General features: G+C 38.4%; 16 protein-coding genes. 5 read left to right on the forward strand and 11 right to left on the reverse strand.

The window, feature by feature from the left end; genetic code table 11:
* Positions 1-5: 5 nt before the first annotated feature.
* Positions 6-1178: a galactokinase gene (gene galK, locus CXF71_RS08585; RefSeq protein ID WP_101232546.1), complete on the reverse strand. Its 1173-nt coding sequence runs from the start codon at positions 1176-1178 to the stop codon at positions 6-8.
* Positions 1178-2221, reverse strand: coding sequence for a UDP-glucose--hexose-1-phosphate uridylyltransferase (locus CXF71_RS08590; RefSeq protein WP_101232547.1), 1044 nt, complete (start codon positions 2219-2221; stop codon positions 1178-1180). The genes galK and CXF71_RS08590 overlap by 1 nt, the downstream gene beginning before the upstream one ends.
* Positions 2222-2427: 206 nt before the next feature.
* Here CXF71_RS08590 and CXF71_RS08595 point away from each other — a divergent pair, with 206 nt between their 5' ends.
* The 5 genes from CXF71_RS08595 (at position 2428) to CXF71_RS08615 (ending at position 11301) form a co-directional block, all read left to right on the forward strand.
* Positions 2428-4014 (forward strand): sulfatase, encoded by a 1587-nt coding sequence (locus tag CXF71_RS08595; protein ID WP_101232548.1) that lies wholly within the window; start codon positions 2428-2430, stop codon positions 4012-4014.
* Positions 4015-4037: 23 nt separating this feature from the next.
* Positions 4038-6323 carry an alpha/beta hydrolase fold domain-containing protein gene (locus CXF71_RS21425; RefSeq protein WP_157826720.1) on the forward strand — a complete coding sequence of 762 codons (2286 nt, stop codon included), beginning with the start codon at positions 4038-4040 and terminating at the stop codon, positions 6321-6323.
* The gene (locus CXF71_RS08605) at positions 6316-9615 is read left to right on the forward strand and encodes a glycoside hydrolase family 2 TIM barrel-domain containing protein (protein WP_101232549.1); all 3300 of its coding nucleotides are present in this window, start codon (positions 6316-6318) and stop codon (positions 9613-9615) included. The genes CXF71_RS21425 and CXF71_RS08605 overlap by 8 nt, the downstream gene beginning before the upstream one ends.
* A 109-nt stretch (positions 9616-9724) precedes the next feature.
* The gene (locus tag CXF71_RS08610; RefSeq protein WP_101232550.1) at positions 9725-10594 is read left to right on the forward strand and encodes an alpha/beta hydrolase; all 870 of its coding nucleotides are present in this window, start codon (positions 9725-9727) and stop codon (positions 10592-10594) included.
* Entirely contained in the window at positions 10591-11301 is a 711-nt protein-coding gene (locus CXF71_RS08615; RefSeq protein WP_101232551.1) for an SDR family NAD(P)-dependent oxidoreductase, read from the forward strand. The genes CXF71_RS08610 and CXF71_RS08615 overlap by 4 nt, the downstream gene beginning before the upstream one ends.
* A 37-nt stretch (positions 11302-11338) precedes the next feature.
* Here the strand turns inward: CXF71_RS08615 and CXF71_RS08620 are convergent, their stop codons facing one another.
* From CXF71_RS08620 to CXF71_RS08655, 9 genes are all read right to left on the reverse strand, one after another.
* Complete coding sequence (locus CXF71_RS08620; protein ID WP_232771422.1) at positions 11339-12214, reverse strand: LacI family DNA-binding transcriptional regulator; 876 nt, start codon at positions 12212-12214, stop codon at positions 11339-11341.
* Positions 12215-12340, reverse strand: a complete 126-nt coding sequence (locus CXF71_RS21820) for a LacI family DNA-binding transcriptional regulator (RefSeq protein WP_269800806.1) — start codon at positions 12338-12340, stop codon at positions 12215-12217.
* A 114-nt stretch (positions 12341-12454) separates the two neighbouring features.
* Positions 12455-14908 (reverse strand): glycoside hydrolase family 2 TIM barrel-domain containing protein, encoded by a 2454-nt coding sequence (locus CXF71_RS08625; protein ID WP_101232552.1) that lies wholly within the window; start codon positions 14906-14908, stop codon positions 12455-12457.
* 65 nt (positions 14909-14973) lie between these two features.
* Positions 14974-15309 carry a tryptophan 7-halogenase gene (locus tag CXF71_RS08630; RefSeq protein ID WP_101232553.1) on the reverse strand — a complete coding sequence of 112 codons (336 nt, stop codon included), beginning with the start codon at positions 15307-15309 and terminating at the stop codon, positions 14974-14976.
* Positions 15310-15321: 12 nt separating this feature from the next.
* Positions 15322-15555 (reverse strand): hypothetical protein, encoded by a 234-nt coding sequence (locus tag CXF71_RS08635; RefSeq protein WP_101232554.1) that lies wholly within the window; start codon positions 15553-15555, stop codon positions 15322-15324.
* A 361-nt stretch (positions 15556-15916) separates the two neighbouring features.
* Positions 15917-17692 (reverse strand): right-handed parallel beta-helix repeat-containing protein, encoded by a 1776-nt coding sequence (locus CXF71_RS08640; RefSeq protein WP_101232555.1) that lies wholly within the window; start codon positions 17690-17692, stop codon positions 15917-15919.
* Between the two features lie 26 nt (positions 17693-17718).
* A complete protein-coding gene (locus CXF71_RS08645; RefSeq protein ID WP_198559855.1) occupies positions 17719-18930 on the reverse strand; it encodes a glycoside hydrolase family 43 protein in 1212 nt (403 codons plus the stop codon).
* 12 nt (positions 18931-18942) lie between these two features.
* Entirely contained in the window at positions 18943-19944 is a 1002-nt protein-coding gene (locus CXF71_RS08650; RefSeq protein WP_101232604.1) for a family 43 glycosylhydrolase, read from the reverse strand.
* A gap of 11 nt (positions 19945-19955) precedes the next feature.
* A complete protein-coding gene (locus tag CXF71_RS08655; RefSeq protein WP_101232556.1) occupies positions 19956-21485 on the reverse strand; it encodes a sulfatase in 1530 nt (509 codons plus the stop codon).
* Positions 21486-21494: the final 9 nt, after the last annotated feature.

Raw genomic sequence — 21494 nt, forward strand, 5'->3', positions numbered from 1 at the left:
AGAGATTATCTAAATGCCCCTTGTGTTGCAGTACATAGGTAAAATCTTGGTTTTAAAGAAAACTCTTCTTCATAACGGCTATTGACAGCATCTTTTACTTGTTCAACCATAGCTGTTGGTACTAAGGCGACAACACAGCCACCAAAACCACCGCCAGTCATTCTAACACCTCCATCAGCCCCTAAAACATTATCGATAATAGCCACTAAACCATCCATTTCCTTAGTACTTACTTCAAAGTCATCTCGTAAAGATGCATGAGACTCTTTCATTGCGACACTAATCGTCGCCATATCATTACTTTTAAGCGCTTTTAAGGTAGTTATTGCGCGAGAATTTTCAGTAATAACATGGTGAGCACGTTTAAATAATAACGGCTCAAGTTGTTCTTTCGCTGAGATGAGCTGCTCTAAGGTAACGTCTCGCAACGCAGAAACACCAAAATGCTCAGCAACTTTTTCACATTGCTCTCGTCTTAAGTTGTATTCACTGTCAACCAAGCCACGCTTTACATTGGAATTAACAATAAACAGCACTAAATCATCAGGGATAGGTGCATCTTCAAAAGATAAATCTTTGCAATCTAACAACATGGCGTGATTTTTCTGCCCCATGGCAGAAATCAGTTGATCCATAATGCCGCAGTTACAACCAACAAAGTTATTCTCTGCTTGCTGGCCTAAAAGCGCCGCCTTGATACCGTCTAAATCTAATTGATAGAGCTGTGAAAATGCCTTTAAAATAGCGATTTCAAAACTAGCCGAAGAGCTTAATCCTGCACCTTGTGGCACATTACCCGTCACAACAAAGTCAGCACCTTTAATCTCAGGATATGTTGTCATCAACGCTTGTAAGGTTCCTTTAACATAATTACTCCACATCATTTGTTGATCAAATGAAATATCATTTAGGTTAAATTCGTTTGTTTGTTGGTCACAATCATGGGCGTATACTTTAACCAATTTGTCTTCACGAGCAGAAGCGGCAATGGTTGTACCATAATTAATCGCCGCTGGAAGCACAAAACCATCATTGTAATCAGTATGATCGCCAAGTAAATTTACCCGGCCAGGCGCATGACAAATAAGCTCTGGTGAACGTTTGAATTGCTGTTCAAATAATATTTGTGCTAAGTCATATTGTGCTATGTCTTGCTGCTCTGGAAATTGCTGAGCCATTAGCTTTGCTCCTTGTAATGGGTATCAGATAAATCACGTAAACGCTGCGCGGCTTGCTCTGCAGTTAAATCTCTCTGGGCCTCAGCCATCATTTCATAACCCACCATAAATTTACGTACCGTGGCAGATCTTAATAGTGGAGGAAAGAAACTGGCGTGCAATGTCCATTCTTCATGGTGTTGTCCATCGAAGGGGGCGCCATGCCAGCCCATTGAATAAGGAAAAGAACATTCGAATAAATTGTCATACTTGATGGTTATTTGCTGAAGAATATCCGCCAAAGATATCTTTTGCTGTTCGTTAAGTTCGGTTATGCGTGATACCGTAAAGCGTGGTAGTAACAAGGTTTCAAACGGCCATGCAGCCCAATAAGGCACAACAACGAGCCAATCATCATTTTTCACAACAATACGTTCTTTATTGTCGATTTCTCTAGCCACATAGTCTTGTAATAAATTACTGCTATGTTGTTTTAAATAGGACTGTTGCGCATTTTGTTTTTTCATTACTAACGTCGGTAATTGCTGTTGTGCCCATATCTGTCCATGGGGATGAGGATTAGAACAGCCCATAACACTGCCTTTATTTTCAAAAACCTGCACCGATGTATAAGTTTTTCCTAATTCTTCACATTGATTCTGCCACGTATCAACTACGTGGGTAATCTCTTCCACTGAAAGCTGAGGTAAGGTTTTACTATGATCAGGGGAGAAACAGATAACTCGGCTCTCACCTTGCTCTGTTGCCATTTTAAAAAGAGGATCATCACTTTTAACAATCGGGGTATCCTGTTTGATTGCAGCAAAATCATTGGTAAAGACAAAGGTATCTTTATAATCATCATTTACTTCACCATTTATCCGGGTATTACCGGCACAAAGAAAACATTCGTTGTCATAAGCAGGCTTTTCTTGTTCATCAAGTTTTTCTACTTGCCCCTGCCAAGGTCGCTTTGCTCGGTGCGGGGAGACCAAGACCCATTCATCAATTAGAGGGTTATATCGTCGATGCGGATGCTCAGTAGGATCAAATTCATTGTTCATAATATATTCTTAGTATTTATCGAAACATAAAACATAAGGTAAACGTTCCCCCTTTCATTGTCAATTCTATTAATCATTTGAATAATATGGATTGCAAACCCACCCCAAAGTGCTTTATATTAAGCAAGTCACATTTTGGTAACGTTGTCCTGAGGCAGGGCGTTTTTAGGACAAAGACCCGTGTGTTTAGACTCTAAGGATATATAATGAAAAACTTAATTACGCTATTAGTCGTCACTTCATTAATGACAGCGTGCCAATCAACGCAAGATAACAAAAATCCCGCTTCAAAAGTGTCACAACCTAATATTATTGTATTTTTAGTTGATGATATGGGGTTGATGGATACCTCTGTTCCATTCATAACCGATAGCAAAGGCAAGGCCATAAAACAGCCATTGAATGACTGGTACCATACACCCAATATGGAGAAGCTTGCCGAAAAAGGGATACGCTTTAGTCAATTTTATGCACAAAGTGTTTGTTCGCCAACACGGGCATCTTTATTAACTGGACAAAATTCCACTCGTCACCACACAACAACATGGATAAATCCTAGTGAAAATAACCATGGTAAATTTGGTCCTAAACAATGGAATTGGCAGGGATTAAAGAGCAGTAACATTACCTTTCCACAATTATTAAAAAGCAACGGTTATAAAACCATTCATATCGGTAAGGGACATTTTGGTCCTTTAAATAGTGAAGGTGCTGAACCTAAAAGCATTGGATTTGATGTCAATATTGCTGGTGCAGCATGGGGACGCCCAAAAAGTTATTACGGTGAAAACAATTACGGAAATCATGCTAAATATAAACAAAAAGACAAGCCGCTAACGCACAATATTCCTCATTTAGAAGCCTATCATGGTAAGGATGTGTTTCTAACTCAAGCACTAACTCTAGAGGCAAATAAGCAAATCACTCAAGCCGTATCTGAAGATAAACCATTTTTATTGTACATGTCTCATTACGCAGTTCACGCACCATTTGATAGTGATCCTAGGTTTGCCAAACGGTATAAAAACAGAGGTATGTCTAAGCAAGCTCAAGCATATGCAACATTAGTTGAAGGAATGGATAAATCATTGGGTGATATTTCAAGCACCCTTGAACAGCTAGGTATAGCAGAAAACACATTAATAATATTTTTAGGTGATAACGGTGGTGACGCCCCTTTAGGTAAGAATAATGAAATTGCCAGTTCTGCACCGCTAAAAGGTAAAAAAGGCACTAGTTGGGAAGGAGGCATGAGAGCACCATTCATTGCTGCTTGGGCAAAGCCATTGCCAAATAGTAAAACACAACAACGCTTTCCTATTGCGACAAATACAATCAATACACAAGTAGCATCTGTATTGGATATTTATCCAACCATCTTATCAATAGCTGCGGTAGAAAATCCCAAATCACAAAAAATTGACGGTGTGAACTTAGCTAAGCAATTAACTGGAGAAATAAACATAAATCGTGACAACGATTTCTTAATGCATTTTCCACATGAACATAGACACTCTTATTTTACTAGCTACCGCTTAGAGAATTGGAAAGTAATCTATAACTACTTACCAAAAATAAAAACCAAGCATAGAAAGACCACAATTAAACAGTATCAACTATTTAACCTAGCAATTGACCCTACAGAATCAAACAATATTGCATCATCGCAACCAAAAGAATTATCTCGCATGATGAAACTAATGATCAGTAAATTAGAAAAGCAAAATGCGCAATATCCGATAGATAAACAGGGTAAAACGCTTAAACCAATATTGCCTACAACAAGCATATAATTAACTAACGAGCTAAAAACACGATGAAATATTATTTAAAATTTATAGCGCTTTTACTTTTAGTGATTAATTTAGCTGCTTGCTCTAACGGTCATAATGAACCTTCAAGTGAGACATTAGCTAAACTTCAAGAGCAGGCTGAAAGTCAGTCCGTCGATAAAATAACACCAAGTAAACTGGTTGAATACAAAAAGGTAGACGGCATTTCTTTGTCTTTGCATGTTTTCAACCCTAAAGGTCACAAAACTAGTGACAATCGCCCTGCTATCGTATTTTTTCATGGTGGTGGTTGGAATCAAGGCCACCCAAGTCAATTTTATAAGCAAAGTCAATATTTAGCCGATAAAGGTATGGTTGCCATTAGCGCAGAATACCGTATTAAAACGAAACATGGATCAACACCAAAAGAAAGCGTTGAAGATGGAAAGTCAGCGATGCGCTGGGTTCGTGCCCATGCTAAAGAATTGGGTATTAACCCAAAAATGATCGCAGCGGGTGGCGGATCTGCTGGCGGACACGTAGCCGCTTCTACAGGTACAGCTACAAGCATTGAAGACCTTAATGATGATTCATCAGTAAGTTATCGACCTACTGCCTTAGTGTTATTTAATCCTGTTTTTGATAATGGGCCCGGAGGATATGGTCACGGTCGAGTCAAAGACTATTGGCAGCAGTTTTCTCCTTTACATAATATTACCAAAGATACCCCTCCTACTATTGGTTTTTTTGGTGAAAAAGATACCGCAATAAAAGTTCCTTCAGTGCTTAAATTCGAAAAGCGAATGAAGGAAGTTGGTGTTCCTTTTGAAATGCACATTTATAAAGATCAACCTCACGGTTTTTTTAACAAAGCTAAATACCGTGAAACTGTACTAGAAATGGAAGTTTTCCTGACCAAATTAGGCTTTATCACGCCAGTAAAGTCAGCAAACAGCAATACTTATTACATTGATAATAAAAGCGGTAATGATCACAATTCAGCTTTAACACCGAACAAACCATGGAAAAGCCTAAAAAAAATTAATCGACAAACATTTCAACCCGGTGACCGAATATTGTTTAAAGCTGGTTCACGATATAACGGCGTACTAGAGCCAAAAGGTAATGGAACAAAAGGAAGCCCCATTATCATCAGCTCTTACGGGGTAGGCAACAAACCACTGATTAATGGTTGGGGACAGAAACTTCATACCTTGTTATTACGCAATATAGAATATTGGGAAGTTAACAATCTATCTATCACAAACAAGGGTAAAAAACCTCAAGCCAGACGTCGAGGAGTCACTATTCATGCACAAGACATTGGTGAATTACATCATATTGTTTTAAATAATCTAGAAATTCATCAAGTAAACGGCAATTTAAAGAAAAAAGAAGGTGCTGGTAGCGGTATTGTAGTAATAAGTCGCGGTGAAAGAACACCTTCGCGATTCATCGATTTACAAATATTAAACTCTCATATTCATCATGTAACACGTAATGGCATTGGCTTTCATGGTAACTCACAAAGGGATAAATGGTTTCCCAATTTAGGTGTGCACATCAAAGGAAACTTAATTGAACAAGTACCGGGTGATGGTATTGTTATTATTGCTAGTGATGGTGCCATTATCGAACATAATATTTTAAGAGATTTCCCCGATACATTACCTGTGGGCGATGCTGCTGCTGGTATTTGGCCTTGGAGTGCCGACAATACCATTATTCAATTTAACGAAGTCAGTGGCCATAAAGCGAAATGGGATGGTCAAGGGTTTGATTCAGACTTCAACTCGTTTGGCACTATCATTCAATACAACTACAGCCATGATAATTATGGCGGTTTTTTGTTAGTGTGTAATAAAGGGCAATCGCTTGGCGAAAATAATAATAAAGGTACAGTTGACACTATCATTAGAGGCAATGTCAGCATAAATGACGGTATTCGCCCCTACCCTATACACGCAGGCACTTTCTCTCCTACTTTTCACATCACAGGCCCAGTGGAAAATACCCAAATTTATGACAACATCATCATAGTACCTAAAAAGGCAGAAGGTATGGATAACGCTTTGATCGACATGGATAACTGGGGCGGACCTTGGCCAGTGAATACTCTCTTTGAAAACAACCAATTCTATTTTGAAGACGAAACAACGATTAGGCATAAAGATGTTAAGAGTTTTATTTTCAAAAATAACCAATTATCTAAGCCTATTGATGGCATATCAATTAACGACAATCATCTATCAACAGGTAAGCAATTTCAATTAAAAGAATTAAAGCGCATGGCGCTTAATAAACTAGAAGAGTATAAAAATAATGAATAAAAACAAACTAACCCTAGCAGTTTTAACTGGTTTAATGGCATTGTCCGGTTGTAATAGCAATCAAGATAGCGCGAAAGCACAAAATACAGCAGATGCCAAAAATGTCACTGAACAAGCCGATTATTGGCAAGACTTGAGTGTTTTTAAAGTAAACACTGAAGAGCCAAGAGCTACTTTTATTGCCTTTGATAGTGCTGATAAAGTTGCCAATGAAGATTACGCCAGCTCTCTTAATTATAAATTACTTAATGGTAACTGGAAGTTTAACTGGTCGGAAAATCCATCCTCTGTACCTGCAGATTTTTTTAAGCCTGAATTTGATGTGACATCATGGGATGAATTACCGGTACCCGCAAACTGGCAAATGCACGGTTACGACTACCCTATTTACACTAATATCGAATATCCATTTCCAAAGAACCCACCCTTTGTGCCAGAAGATGATAATCCAACGGGCGCTTACAGAACCAATTTCACTGTGCCGACCGATTGGGATGGCCAACAAGTATTTTTACATTTTGCCGGGGTGAATTCTGGATTTTACCTTTATATCAATGGCCAAGAAGTTGGTTATAGTGAAGGCTCTAAAACGGCAGCAGAGTTTAATATCACGCAATACTTAACAGCAGGTGATAACGTATTAGCGGCGAAAGTAATTCGTCATACCGATGGCAGCTACTTAGAAGATCAAGATTTCTGGCGTGTTAGTGGTATCGAACGTGATGTTTATTTACATACTGCGCCTAATACACATGTAAGAGATTTTTTTGCTAAAACGACTTTAGAGAATAACTACCAAGACGGCGTATTAAACCTTGCCATTGATGTAGCCAATAAAGACGAGTTTGCTCAGTCGGTAAAAATAAACATTAACCTGAGTGATGCTAAAGGTAATGTCGTTGCGACTAAATCAACTTCAGTTATTGTTATGGCTGGTAAAGAACAAACAATTAATCAAGTTTTAAACGTTGAAGATGTTGCTTCATGGTCAGCTGAAACACCAAACCTTTATCAGTTAACGATTGAAACTCAGTACAGTGATGATACCCCAGCCCAATTTATGGGCGAGCAAATTGGTTTTAAAACAGTAGAATTAAGTAAGGGCCAATTTTTGGTTAATGGTCAACCTATCCTCTTCAAAGGGGTTAATCGCCACGAGCACGACGAACGCACCGCACATGTTGTTAGTCGTGAAGCGATGTTAGCCGATGTTAAATTACTTAAAGAAAATAACATCAATGCGGTGCGAACATCACATTACCCTAATGACCCTTATTTTTATCATTTAGCTGACAAATACGGTCTATATGTTATTGATGAAGCTAATATTGAATCTCATGGTTTTGGTTATGCGCCAGATGATACCCCAGCGAACAAGCCTGAATTTGAAGGCATGCACCTTGATCGCCTAAAACGTATGGTTGAGCGCGACAAGAACCATGCTTCTGTTACGTTTTGGTCAATGGGCAATGAAGCCGGTGATGGTATCAACTATGTTAAAGGCTATGATTGGATCAAACAGCGCGATGATTCTCGCCTTGTTAAATATGAACGTGCCGAGCAGAAGTCAATTTACACCAAAGAAACGCGTCCTCATACCGACGCAATGACATGGATGTATCACAACGTTGATAAAATTAAAAAAGAATATATCGGCAAATATCCAAATCGACCATTTTTCTGGGCTGAATATTCGCATGCTATGGGTAACTCTAACGGTAACTTTAAAGAATATTGGGATATGGTCCGTAGCGAACGCCAAATGCAAGGTGGCTTTATTTGGGATTGGATGGATCAAGGTTTAATCAAAGAAGATGAAAATGGCAATGAATTTTGGGGCTATGGTGGTGACTTTGAACCTGAAGGCGTTTATAACGACGCTAACTTTGTTTTAAATGGTTTAATAAACCCTGATAGAACACCGCACCCAGGTTTATTCGAAGTTAAAAAAGTCTATCAAGACTTACACTTTTCAAAAGTCGGTAAAACACAGTACGAGCTTTATAATGAAAATTTCTTTGTTGACTCTTCAAGCAACGATATTGCTTGGCGCTTAACTGAAGATGGCATCGTAATTAAAACAGGGCAAGTCAACGTTATTGCTCAGCCACAAAGTACAGCGAGCTTTGATTTAGCCAAACAATTACCAAGTTTCAAAGCAGGCAAAGAATACTTTATTAACTTTTATGCCACAGCAAAAGGCGAACATCCTTTAGTTGATAAAGGCCACTTGTTAGCCAGTGAGCAAATTCAATTACAAAAAGGTGCCGTAGTTAAATTTGATCAGCAAGTTGCAGGTGATGTTACTGTTGTTCAAAATGCTGACAGCTCAGATATTAGTACGGTCGTTAACGCAGGTTCAGCAAGCCTACGTTTTGATAAAGCAGGCTACTTAGCGTCTTATAAAGTTGACCAAACCGAGTTATTAAAAGAACCGCTTAAATTTAATTTATGGCGTGCGCCAACAGATAACGATTTTGGTGGTGATAAAAAATCTTTTGTTAAACGTGCAAAACTTTGGAAAGACGCAACACTTAACCAAGTGGGCCAAGGCATTAAGGTGCTTTCGACAAAACCTAATTCATTGGTGCTTGAGCAAACGGTAACACTGGCTGAAGTTGATTCTTCTGTCACTTATCAATACAGCATTAATGGTCAAGGTGAAGTAAAAATTGATGTAGCATTCAACTTTGCCGGTAATGCCAATGAAAAAGTAAAAGTTGAAGGCGTTAAAGGTAAACAAAGTAAATTTAGCGCGATCCCTCGCATTGGAACTAACTTCCAAATACCAGTAGATTTTGATCAAGTCACTTATTATGGTCGTGGTCCTCATGAAAATTACTGGGATCGTAAAACCTCAGCCTTTATCGGACTTTATCAAGGTGAAGTAAAAGATATCGCCTTTGACTATATTCGCCCGCAAGAAAATGGTAACCGCTCTGATTTACGTTGGGCAACGCTAACCAATAAAGCAGGGGTAGGCTTTAAAATATCGGGGGCTTCAAGCTTCGACTTTAGTGCTCATCATCAGCCAATGAGTGACTTTGACCCTGGCATGGAAAAAGCACAACGTCACTATACTGACATTGTTAAACAAGACTTAGTGAGTGTAAACGTCGACTTTAAACAAACCGGTATTGGTGGTGATAACAGCTGGGGCGCACATGCATGGGATAAGTATCAGCTGAAAGCGCAAGATTATAATTACTCTTTCACCTTAACACCTATTGACTCTGCACCGTCGTACGACACTAAGCAGACAATTAAAATAGGAACACATAACGAGTTGTAAGCAGTAATAAACGATAAAGCCCAAACAATGTTATATTGTTTGGGCTTTTTATTACTTGAATTAATAAAAACCATAAGAACGATAGATATATTTTAAAGGGATTTTTTTGATGAGAAAACTAACACTATGCTTGATATTAGCTCTCAGTTTCGCTGTTGATGCAAATGAAAGTTCATCTGAAAAGAAGAGTCAAATAACAGAAAACATTCCTTACTATAGTCAGGCAATTATTGATAAGAACGCCTACATTAAAAAACGCTCAGTGTTAGATGTTTATTGCCCTAAGAGTAAAAGCCTTTCACCTGCCCCTTTACCTACACTTTTACCTACGCTGTTACCTACGATAATTTGGTTTCATGGTGGTGGCTTAAGTGGTGGACAAAAACACATCCCTAGCGCACTTAAAAACAAAGGCGTATGTGTTGTAGCACCTAACTACCGCTTACACCCGAAAGTTAAATCACCTGTCTATATAGAAGATGCAGCAGCAGCCGTTGCTTGGGTATTCAAGAATATAGGCAACTATGGTGGTGACTCATCAAAAATATTTGTTTCTGGGCACTCAGCTGGTGGTTACCTTGCGAGCATGATTGGCCTCGATAAAAAATGGTTATCTGCCCACAATGTAGATGCGGATAATATTGCAGGATTAATTCCTTTTAGCGGACACACCATTACCCACTTTACCGTTCGAAAAGAAAGAGGCATAAGTGGCAAGCGTCCAATTATCGATGAACTGGCTCCGCTTTATCATGTCAGAGCTGATGCCCCGCCACTGCTACTGATAACGGGTGACCGAGAGCTGGAAATGCTAGGTCGATACGAAGAAAATGCCTATATGATGCGGATGATGAAAGTTGTAGGTCATAAGCAAACTAGGATTTTGGAATTAGACGGTTATGGTCACAATATCGTCGGCCCCGCTTTACCTTTATTACTTAAAGAAGTTAACAGACTGACGAAGGAAAACAAACAGTGAGTGCAAAGCATATATTGATCAATGGCGCTTCCTCGGGCATAGGGGCTGTCTTAGCCAAGCTATTGGCAGCACAAGGTCACAAGTTAAGTTTATGTGGGCGCAGTGCAACTAAATTATCCTCAGTGATTAACTCATTACCAACGAGTTCACTACCCTCTGGCTCGTTAGTTCATAGCGAAAGCTTTTGCGTGAGCGACCATAGTCGTATTGCACAATTTTGTCAGCAAGCCAGCGAAAAGCTCAATGTTGATGTGATAATTAACTGTGTGGGCATCAATCAAAGTAGAGAGTCAGCCGTTGGCGTGGCTAAAGATACGCTAGATTGGCATATGCAAATTAACTGTTATGCACCGATTGAATTTATAAACCAACTAGCCCCCTCTATGCAATCACATAAAGCGGGAGTAATACTCAACGTATTATCAACGGTATGTTTGTTTTCAAACCCAGGAATAGCTGTTTATAGCGCAACTAAAGCGGCATTAGATAGTTTTACCAAGGTAATGCGTAAAGAGTTACGCAGCGACAATATTAAAGTATTGTCAATATACCCAGGTGGCGTTGATACTGACTTTAGAGAAGCACAACGGCCTAACTATTTATCCGCAGAAGATGTTGCTGACGCTATTGCTACTATGTTATCGACTAGTGACAAAGCCCATATACACGAACTAGTGATCAGGCCTGCTATTGAAGATAATTACTGACTTTTCAAAGACAATAACTATTACAACACAAACTAAATTACAGTTTTTTTACTGAATCTCGTTCAACAAGATCAGCAATAAACAAATGAGTCTGTTTACTGGGTGTAACATCAGGTTCGCTCAGTTTAATGGCCAAATTAGTAGCATAAAGTGCCATCTCTTCTATTGGATAATGCATAGTGGTTAAACGCGGTCGGCAAGCAATACCGATGGATAAGTCATCAAAGCCAACCACAGAAACATCATCTGGTACGCGTAAACCCGCATCAAAAAGCGCATGTATTGCACCTATTGCCATTAAGTCGTTGTATGCTAACAAGGCATCAAATTTACAACCTTTAGCGATTAATGCTTTAACCGCTTGTTCACCACCTTCTATATTAGCAGTGCCTTCTTCAATGTTTTTTACTGGTAATTTAATGTGATTTTTTGCTAAAGTATTTTTAATACTTTCAACTCGGCAACCGGGATCTCTATTTTGATAAACACTAGTCACAACTGCAAAATCTTTGTGACCTTTACTTAGCAAATGATTGGTCGCGACTTGTGACCCTGAAGTATTGTCTAGCCATACACAACGGTTCGCTATTTCTGGAATAAATCGATTTATTAACACTAATCCAGGTATTTCGCCGGCTAGTTTAATTAAGGTTTTTTCATCAGAATATTCACTATGTAAAATAATTGCTTTGCAATTATTTGCCCGTAAGGATTCAATGGCGTTAAGTTCTGATGCTGTTTCATATAATGAATTTGCCATCAATAATTTAAAGCCATTTTCTCTGGCGCCTTTTTCAACACCACTGGCTAAAGAACCGAAAAATAACATAGATACTGTTGGCGTAACCACACCAATAGTATTGGAAGTTCGACTCGCTAAAGCACTGGCATTATTGTTTGGCCGATAATCCAACTATTCAATAATTTTTTTTACGCGAGCTCGACAGACGTCCCCCACTTTACCTTTGTTATGGATAACTCTTGAAACAGTTGCAATAGAAACCCCTGCAACTTTTGCGACATCATTGATTGTAGCCATATTAAAATATCTGTTCTTATTTCTTATATTTAAGATCTTAAATTAACTTTAACATGGTTACATAACCAATGCGCTTTAGTCAGTTACTTTTATCTTCTTCTATTCGCTATAAATTCAAGGTATTACTTTCAAGATATTACTTTCAAGGCTAAGCTCAGGTGCTTTTGCTTTAATGGCTGCACCCGTTAACGATTGACCTACACGAATAAGTACAGCGGCTTTGCCTTGTTCAGTTAATGAAGAACTAGACTGTAAAATCTCAATGTCGCCCTGCACTTCGAAGTTAATATTTTTTCCATTCACTGGCACGCTGTTACCTTGTGCATCAAATAACTGTGCATAAACAAACACAACATCGTTAACGCCTGCCGTTGGGGCTTTGCCACTTTCATCAATAGTCAGTTTAATTGCGGTAGGCTTTTGCGGTGTCGTGACGTGATGCTCTGCAACTTGCTTGCCATCGATAAATGCTTTGGCAACTAACTGACCCGGCTTAAATGTTTTAACATCAAACTCAAAGGGTGGATGAGCTAAATGCGTTGAGTATTTGTTTTGGCTTGGCGTATTTTTGGATATAAGCTTGCCATTCAACCAAAGCTCAACTTGATCAGCATTACTAAAAACACGTACTTTAGTTGATGACTTTTCTTTTAATTGAGAGCCGCTAAATTGAGCGTCATTCCATTCACTGGCAATAAACACCATAGGCCCTGAATCAAATAATGCTGATTGTTCACTGGCATCACGCTGACTTTGGAAAAAATAATAGCTGTACTTAGGTAAACGATAAATATTCATAATGCCTGACGCTTCAAGATCAGACGAATAGCCGCGGTTGTAGTCAAACATTACCCAGTAACTATCAGCAAATGCCGGTGTGGTTAAATTATCATTATGTGCTTCTTGTAAATTCCGCGCTTGTTGCAATAAACGTGCTTCACCTGAGTTTAATAACTGTCGACTAGTACGTTCTTCTTCTTTCAAATCAGCCCAGGCATCTTGATTTAATCCCGCATTTTGCGCGTAGTATTCCCAGTCACCATATTCTGAAACATTGTAAGGCTTAGTAGGTGTTTCATAGTGCTTTTGTCTGTGTTGACGAGCTTGTAGGTATATATCAAACGCTGGTAACCAACCCGCTGATAACCGCGTTGGATCTTCTTGATCAACAACACTTTTTAATTGCTCGACAAAACTATCTGGCATTGGAGATTCGTTTAATGAACATTCCCAAGCAAGTACACTGGCGTGATTACGGTCACGACGAATAAGGTCGCGGCAAGTTTGCAGTATTTGTGCTTTAAATTCAGGCGTATCTGAATAATATTGCCAGCCTAATATCGCATCTAAAAGCACTAAACCGAGTTCATCTGATGCATTCATAAAGGCTTTTGAGTGAGGATAATGAGATAATCTAACATAATCAAAACCCGCTGATTTTATCTTTACCGCATCACGATAATCGGCTTGATGCGATGTGGCATAACCAACATGTGGATATTCTTGATGGCGATTAACACCACGTAAAAAAGTCACTTCGCCATTGATCAATAATTGATGTTTTGCATTAAATTCAAAGTGTCGTAAACCAATACGAGTTTGCTGTTGTTCAATCAATTGCTGGTCTAGATAAATTTCACTAACAAGTTGATACAAGTTAGGGGTTTTCGGGCTCCATAACTGCGCATCTTTAACGGTTAATTGTTGGCTAAATTGTTTAGCCGTATTGGCTAATAATGTACTGACTTCATATTCAGTTTGTGAAATTAATTGGCCATTAAATAATAACTTCTGCTTGAGAACAAAACCCTTGGTTTCATCATATTGATTGGCAATATGGGTTTTAATATCAACAATAGAGCTTTCTTTACTTATTCTTGGAAAAGTAACAAACACACCACCACTGGCAACTTTATCCGCGAGTATTTCATCGGTGATGTGTAATGGATTTTTTATGATTAAATTAACACCACGGTAAAGTCCGCCATAGGTATTGAAATCTAAGGTTTCTAACGGTTTTGGACCTATAGTAGGGTTATCAATATTTTTCAATTTAACCTTTAAAATGTTATCACTGTTAAAGCTTACTAATTCAGTTAGATCAATAGTAAAAGGCAAATAACCACCTAAATGTTCTGCGATCTTTTTATCATTTAACCACACCTCGGCATGACTCATTGCCCCTTCAAAACGGATGAAAATTTTATTGTTTTTCCATTTTGAATCAATCTTTAACTGCTTTTGATACCAAGAAGTTCCTTGCCATTGATCATTAACGATTAGCGGTTCTATTTTTGGCGTGTGCGGTAAATTAACTAATTGCCACTTTTCTTGACTTAGTTCATTGCTAGCGTTTGAATTTGAGTTTGAAGTTGAAGTTGAAGTTGAAGTTAAACTTTGGGCTAACTCTAAACGTTTAAACAGCCAGCCTTGGTTAATATTAACGATGGACGAAACGGCTAAAGTATCTACTGACGATTCTTCCGTCTGACTACAACTAACCAGAGTAAAGCTAAAGAATAGTGATAAAAAGACAACAGTGACTTGAGATGAAAAGAGTTTAAACACATTAATTCCTAAATTTATTTTTATTTTTTTTGAACTGCTGAAAACTTGGTTAAACAACACAGCGGTTATTTAGTCTTTAGACGCTCAAGATACTCATCATGAGTTAATAATTGCTTAACTGAGTGAGCTAACGACTCACTTACATTTTTAAAATATTGTTTGTTCTCGTCTGCATTAGTGGCATCTACTACTGGGCCGTAACCAAGTGGGAACATTCCCACTCCAGATAATGCAGCATGCCAACTATTAGATCCAAATAATTCGTTATCATTACGAACCAAGCGGCCTTGGCTTCTGTATAATGCCAATTTAGTTTGTAATGATGGCCGTATATTTCTGCTTTGCCAGTCTTGCCAAAAGGGTGAATCAGTGCGTTGGCTAGTGCAATAGTGGGTAACGATAAAATCGCGTAATCATTGGTATTCCCAATCCATTAAACGGTTATATTCCTGCTCTGTTTCTTGCGCCAAACTTTGATTAGGTAACATGTTGGCAAAATTAAGTGCCGCACGCATGATCAATTTGTTACTAACATCACTTGCCACAACAGTGGAAGTATCTACCGTAATATTCACTTGTGCCTGAGCACTGAGCGCTATATTTCCAGACCACAGTAAGATTAATAATTTAACTATTTTTTGCTTCATTATATTGCCTTTTAATTTTTATTATATTTTTTGACAGCACAAATCCTTATGTCTCCACCACACTTTAAAACGCTTAATACCATACCAATGAATAATCATTACAATCATTGGCACAAAGACCATTACAATAATCACACAATCAAAGAGTAAGCGCTTACCTTTCAAGGTCAAATCACATTGTTTAAAATGTAAACAAATCGAACAATATTTTTATAATCAATTTATTGGTGAGTTAATTGATAGAAATCTGAAAAACTTAACGATAATGAACATATGAGAACAGATTTTGATGGTGAATAACCTGAAAGATAAATACATCAGTTTTCAAATGAAACGTATTTATACAAAGACTCAACGCCTATTATTTATCACCAACTTTAGAAATAATAGGCGCTATAGCACCGATATGAACTTGGCCGTTGAGGTTATTACCTAATATATCGTGAGTTACCGTTAATCCACCACTACGACTATTACCCTGTAAACCGTTGCTATTGGGTAATGGCAGTATAGCGATACCTTTGTTGGCAATTAAAGAATGATTAGTTGGTTGATAATCAACAATAGTATCACCACCATTATTAACAAATAGCGGTTCGCCTATAACAGCACTCATGTTTTCCATCACCCCAACCACGGGCCAATCTTGGGCTGAAAGAAAGAGGTTATTAGTCATATTCACGTTTTTTGTGGAATTTTTACCCTTCACTAACTGATATCTTTTTTCGGGTAAGTAATAACTGCCCTGCTTGAAATAGAAGATATTATTGGCAATAACCGCCCCATCGGTATTTTGATGTGTAGCCACTTGCGCAACGTGCTCAACATAAATGGTATTGTTATAAATGTAGTTATTTACCGGCGCAATATTCGCGTTAACTTTCCTGCCCTTCATACCAACAAAACCACTAAACCATAGCGTTTTTCCATCATGAGTTGCTTTACCATAAGGCCGGTTTTTATCACCTTTTACTCGGTAACCGTCATTAACACTCACATTGTAGCGATAACTGTTATTTCGGTTGTTACCCAAAATTTCAATAAAAGCGCCTTCGTTATTCATGCTTAAATTGTATTGAATAACGATGTTTGAGCAATGAAAGTCGATATGAAAGCCTGCTGAATCGGCTGGGCCAACGGCGTTTTTAAATTCATTATATTCAACCAATACATCGTTGGTATTCCATGTCCACATACCACTGCCGCGTCCCCATTTACGGCCGTCAACTTTACCGCTATCAAAATCACGACTGCTGCCAGTGCGATCTGTTCTATTATGTGCAACTAGGCTGCCATCAACGGCACCAAACATAATGCCTGGTCCGCCAATATCGTGAAGGTAATTATTTTCTAGCGTAATATTTTTGAACAGTTTTTTTAATATGGGATAAGGTGTTTTTTGAATTTTAGGATTGTTCGCCATGGTTTTGATGCCTGTATGAGCAACATCATATATCTCACTATTCTTAATCGTTATGTCTGTTAATAAGGTATTGGCGCCACTGCTACGATTAAACAGATAAATACCATACCCATAAGCTTGTGTGCCATTTTGGGTATTAACATCACCCGCTCGGTCGATATCTCCAAAGCTATAATGGAAAACATCATGAATTTTTAAGTTATCTAAGGTGATGTGGCCAAATGTTTTGTTATATTTTTTATCGATATAGATTAAAACGCCCAGTCTCATGGCTTGAGGGGTTTTTCTATCAGCAATTTTACGCGCTTTACCACCATTGGCTTCAATATCAATATTGCTGACATTAATATGGCTACTATTTTTTATTTCAATGCCAGAGAGCTCTCCTGCGGCGTTGATATAAGCACGCTGCTTACTCTCACCAAATGTCGATATATTAATGGGCTTTGTCGCACTGCCAGACTCATCAATAATGCGTAAACTGCCGTTAAACTTATCTCCGGCTTTAAAAAAAACATTATCGCCGGGGTTTAATTTAAGTGAATTAATTTTATTCAGTGAGGCAAAGGGTTTAGTCTCACTACCTTTATTTTTATCATTACCATATTGACTTGAGACATAATAATTTTGTCCCTGAGCACTCGTCGCGATACATCCAATAAAGACTATACTACTAAATTTATTTACTATATTTTTATATGTTAAGTTCATCATTTAATTAAACTATCCAAAGCGATAAATTACTCAAAAATACTAAGATCCCAATTATCTTGCCAAGTAATTCGCATTACTCCATCAACAAACTCAACAGGTAACCATATATAACGACCATCTATTGCATTATCTGGACGCCACAGATCAAACATGGCAATAAAATGACCGGGCTTATTCTGCAGCGCTAATAAATGGGTACTTTGTCCGCCAAAGGTTTTATTGGCACCAAAGCCATTTTCAGGGTTGATGCCAAGGGTTGGATTGTTTAGCTTATTCCAAGGGCCCAAAATATGTTTTGCAATATATTGTTTGGCCGCGTTAGGTTTCCAACCACTAAGCCCTGAAGTCAGTAAATGATATTGTCCCGCTCGATAAGCAATGGCAGGAGCTTCATCTTGCCCGCCTGAATACATTCTTATAAAACGACCTGAATGAGATAAGTAATCGTCGTTAAGTAAAGAGATATGTAATGTTTGATTTTCTTCAGAAGAATACAGTTGATAAGCTTTTCCGTCCTTATCTTTAAACAAAGTCATATCACGAGCCATTTGCCCGCCTGTAAAGTCACGCGATAAAAACGTTAAAGATTTGTAGCCTTTAATGTTATTTTTTAACTTTTCCGGTACCTCTTTTTCCTGTTGCATTAATTCAAATGCTTGCTTTTCTTGTGCTGTAATATTAATCGGTAAGTGCTTAGCATTAGGGCGTACACTTTTAATAAAACGATATGGGCCCGTTGGTTTATCAGCAACAGCAACACCTGTACGAGCGGCTTTATACCCTTGTCCTTTCAGTTCAAGATGAAACCACATGACAAACTTCCCTGTAGTCTCATTGAAAAGTACTTTAGGTCGTTCAATTATCGCCCCCTTAGTTATCTCACTTTTAGCATCATCAGATACCTTAAGCGCAATACCTGCATCCTTCCAGTTTGTCAAATTTTCTGAGATATAAACATGAACACCTACGTGCGCTTTATTACCCGTTTTTCCTGCAACCTTGTGTTCACCAAACCAATAGTACTTTCCCTCATGGTTTAATACACCGCCACCATGGGCGTTAATGTGTACGCCATTATCATCTTTCCAAAGCTTTGCTGGTTGAAAGTCATCTACCTCTTCTAACGCCTGAGCCTTATTAACAGACAAGGTTATCAGCATGACAAAACTGACGATTGAAAATAATCGGTACAGGGATATTTTTTTAAACATTTTATTTATATTAGTGAAAAAACTCATATTCTTTCATCCTTAAAGCTTAGGCTGCTGATAAATTAGTGGAATTATCTTCCCTCTCTTATCAAACTGAATTTCGTCAAAGTGTACTGAACGTTGTTTGCTATTTTTAGATAATAATTTACTGTGATAAAAGACATACCACTTGTTGTTAAATTCAGTAATAGAGCCATGACTAGTGCCTGCGCCAACAGGTGTCATTACTTCACCAACATAGTCGAAAGGTCCAAGTGGATTAGTTGCCATGGCATAAACTAAGGTGGTATTTTTTTCCCAACCGTTGGAATACATATAGTAGTAATAGTCCCCACGTTTAAATATCCAGGGACCTTCACCATACCAACCACCACCCGTTTTTTCGGTGAAATGCTCAATGCCATTTATTTGAAGCGGTTGAATATCTCCGCCAAGTTCTATCATGTTGTCTTTAAGCTTGACCACTCTAGCGTCGCGACAACCAAAATATAGATAAGATTGCCCGTCATCATCAATCAATATCGCCGGATCAATAGGCTCGTTACCAATAAGCTGTTCATTACCTGTTTTATCTATAAGTGGTTTGCCTAAAGGGTCAACAAAGCCTGAGGTGGGTGAATCACTAACGGCTACGCCAATTTTGGCTTGTTCGACTGGATAATAAAAATAGTATTTGCCATTGCGCTCTACTGCATCAGGCGCCCAAGCTTGTTTTGATGCCCATGAAACGTCATCAAGACTAAAAAAAGCACCATGGTCAACCCAGCTATTTAAGTCACTGGTGGAGAATACATGCCAGTCGGTCATATCAAAATGGGCATTATTATCGGTACCATCTCGATCATGAGAGGTGTACAAATAAAGTTTATCGCCGAAAACACGAGCAGAGGGATCTGCGGTATAAATATGACGAATAAGTGGATTGCCCTCATTCTTAAATTCAACAAGCGGTGATAACGTACAGCCACCAAACAACAATGCTAAGCACAATAAAGCGAAACAGAATACTGAGTTTACGTTGAGTGAAATACGTTTATTCATGAAATTCTCCATTAAAGTTTCTTAGGATTTTTATTTGCTTTCTTTTTTTGTTTCTTTGTTTTATTTTTGTTTGTGTCTTCAGCACTGGCTTTCTTTAGACGCTGTTTATCTGCACCAAAAAGACTCCAATCAGCAATGTATTCTTCAATTGTTGGCGCTTCATTTTCAGGTAACAATGCCGCTAATTCTTTAACTTTAGATTTATATTCAGGCAGGTTTGCCAGGTTATGCCATTCGTTGTTATCTTTTTGATGATTATATAGCTCTTGTTCACCATTAAAGTATTGAATAAAGCGCCAGTTTTCTGTGCGAACGGCATAATTCCCACGACCCCAACTTGCAATAGCAGGCGATAAAACGGGAGCTGATTGATCTAATAACTGTGGAACTAAACTGTTACCGTCAACATACTCTGGTACGGTTAATCCTGCCATGTCAGCCAAGGTTCTATAAACATTAATGAGGGTAACCGCTTGCGTTACTTTACGGCCTTTTGCGACGCCCTTTTCTCTTCTATCATGAATGATGAACGGTACTCGATTAGCTTCTTCCCATAAGGTGAATTTTTTAAACGATCTCTTCTCACCTAAGTGAAAACCATGATCTGACCATAAAATAACAATAGTATTATCTGCTTGCGGGCTATTTTCAACAGCTTCCATGATGCGGCCAACATTGTAGTCTGCCCACGAGATGCAAGATAAATAGGCTTTCCTTACGTCTCCCCATTGGTTGTTATTGGTGAACTTATTATCATCACCCGCCCTGCGCATGCTATTGCCTTCTTTACCAATATCATTCAAGTCACTGGCTAATATGGCTGGTGGGGTAATTTTTTCTGGCAATGCATCGTAAAACTCTTCCGGACAATCAAAAGGTAAATGAGGCTTTACTATGCCTATTGCAGCAAAATAAGGTTTATCATTTTTTTTACTATTTTTAATCACATCAATACCATATGACGCCACTTGATAATCAGTTAATTCTGCATATGGGTTAGTCGTTGGTCTAAATGAGTTTTTGCTATTTGTGTGAAAGCCTTTATCTTTAGCAAATGTTCTTGGGGAGTTATCTTTGGTTAAATAGTCAGTCCACTCAAGGTCACTATATTCTGGACCATGGTGAATTTTCCCTGAGCCAAAGGTTTGATAACCATTGTCTTTTAAAAATCGCGGTAAGCTAGTGTATTTTTCATGTAGTTGCTGGTGTATGTCAAAATCATAAAATGGGTATAGGCCTGAGTTGTAAGGCTCAACGCCATATAACAAAGCATTACGACTTGGCGAGCAGCCAGGCGCGACACTGTGGGCATTCATGAAAGCCACACCATCGTTTGCTAATTTATCCATATTAGGTGTTATTGCTTGTGGATGTCCGTCCATAAAGCCTACCCAATCGTTCATATCATCAATAGCAATAAACACAATATTAGGTTTAGCCGATGTTGATGATTTGCTTTCTTGTTTATCAGTCATCGCATGCGCAGAGAAAGCGCATAATAAAATGGCGATAATAAAAATTTTCAAAGGCGAATTTGACATAAAGGTGCT

The organism is Colwellia sp. 12G3 (assembly GCF_002836775.1).
Lineage (GTDB): Bacteria > Pseudomonadota > Gammaproteobacteria > Enterobacterales > Alteromonadaceae > Colwellia.

Excerpts from the sequence above, each read along its gene's own strand:
- CXF71_RS08595 (WP_101232548.1), top strand. The coding sequence starts at position 2,428 with ATGAAAAACTTAATTACGCTATTAGTCGTCACTTCATTAATGACAGCG.
- CXF71_RS08610 (WP_101232550.1), top strand. The coding sequence starts at position 9,725 with ATGAGAAAACTAACACTATGCTTGATATTAGCTCTCAGTTTCGCTGTT.
- CXF71_RS08640 (WP_101232555.1), bottom strand. The coding sequence starts at position 17,692 with ATGATGAACTTAACATATAAAAATATAGTAAATAAATTTAGTAGTATA.
- CXF71_RS08650 (WP_101232604.1), bottom strand. The coding sequence starts at position 19,944 with ATGAATAAACGTATTTCACTCAACGTAAACTCAGTATTCTGTTTCGCT.
- galK (WP_101232546.1), bottom strand. The coding sequence starts at position 1,178 with ATGGCTCAGCAATTTCCAGAGCAGCAAGACATAGCACAATATGACTTA.
- CXF71_RS21820 (WP_269800806.1), bottom strand. The coding sequence starts at position 12,340 with ATGGCTACAATCAATGATGTCGCAAAAGTTGCAGGGGTTTCTATTGCA.
- CXF71_RS21425 (WP_157826720.1), top strand. The coding sequence starts at position 4,038 with ATGAAATATTATTTAAAATTTATAGCGCTTTTACTTTTAGTGATTAAT.
- CXF71_RS08655 (WP_101232556.1), bottom strand. The coding sequence starts at position 21,485 with ATGTCAAATTCGCCTTTGAAAATTTTTATTATCGCCATTTTATTATGC.
- CXF71_RS08645 (WP_198559855.1), bottom strand. The coding sequence starts at position 18,930 with ATGAGTTTTTTCACTAATATAAATAAAATGTTTAAAAAAATATCCCTG.
- CXF71_RS08605 (WP_101232549.1), top strand. The coding sequence starts at position 6,316 with ATGAATAAAAACAAACTAACCCTAGCAGTTTTAACTGGTTTAATGGCA.
- CXF71_RS08635 (WP_101232554.1), bottom strand. The coding sequence starts at position 15,555 with ATGAAGCAAAAAATAGTTAAATTATTAATCTTACTGTGGTCTGGAAAT.
- CXF71_RS08590 (WP_101232547.1), bottom strand. The coding sequence starts at position 2,221 with ATGAACAATGAATTTGATCCTACTGAGCATCCGCATCGACGATATAAC.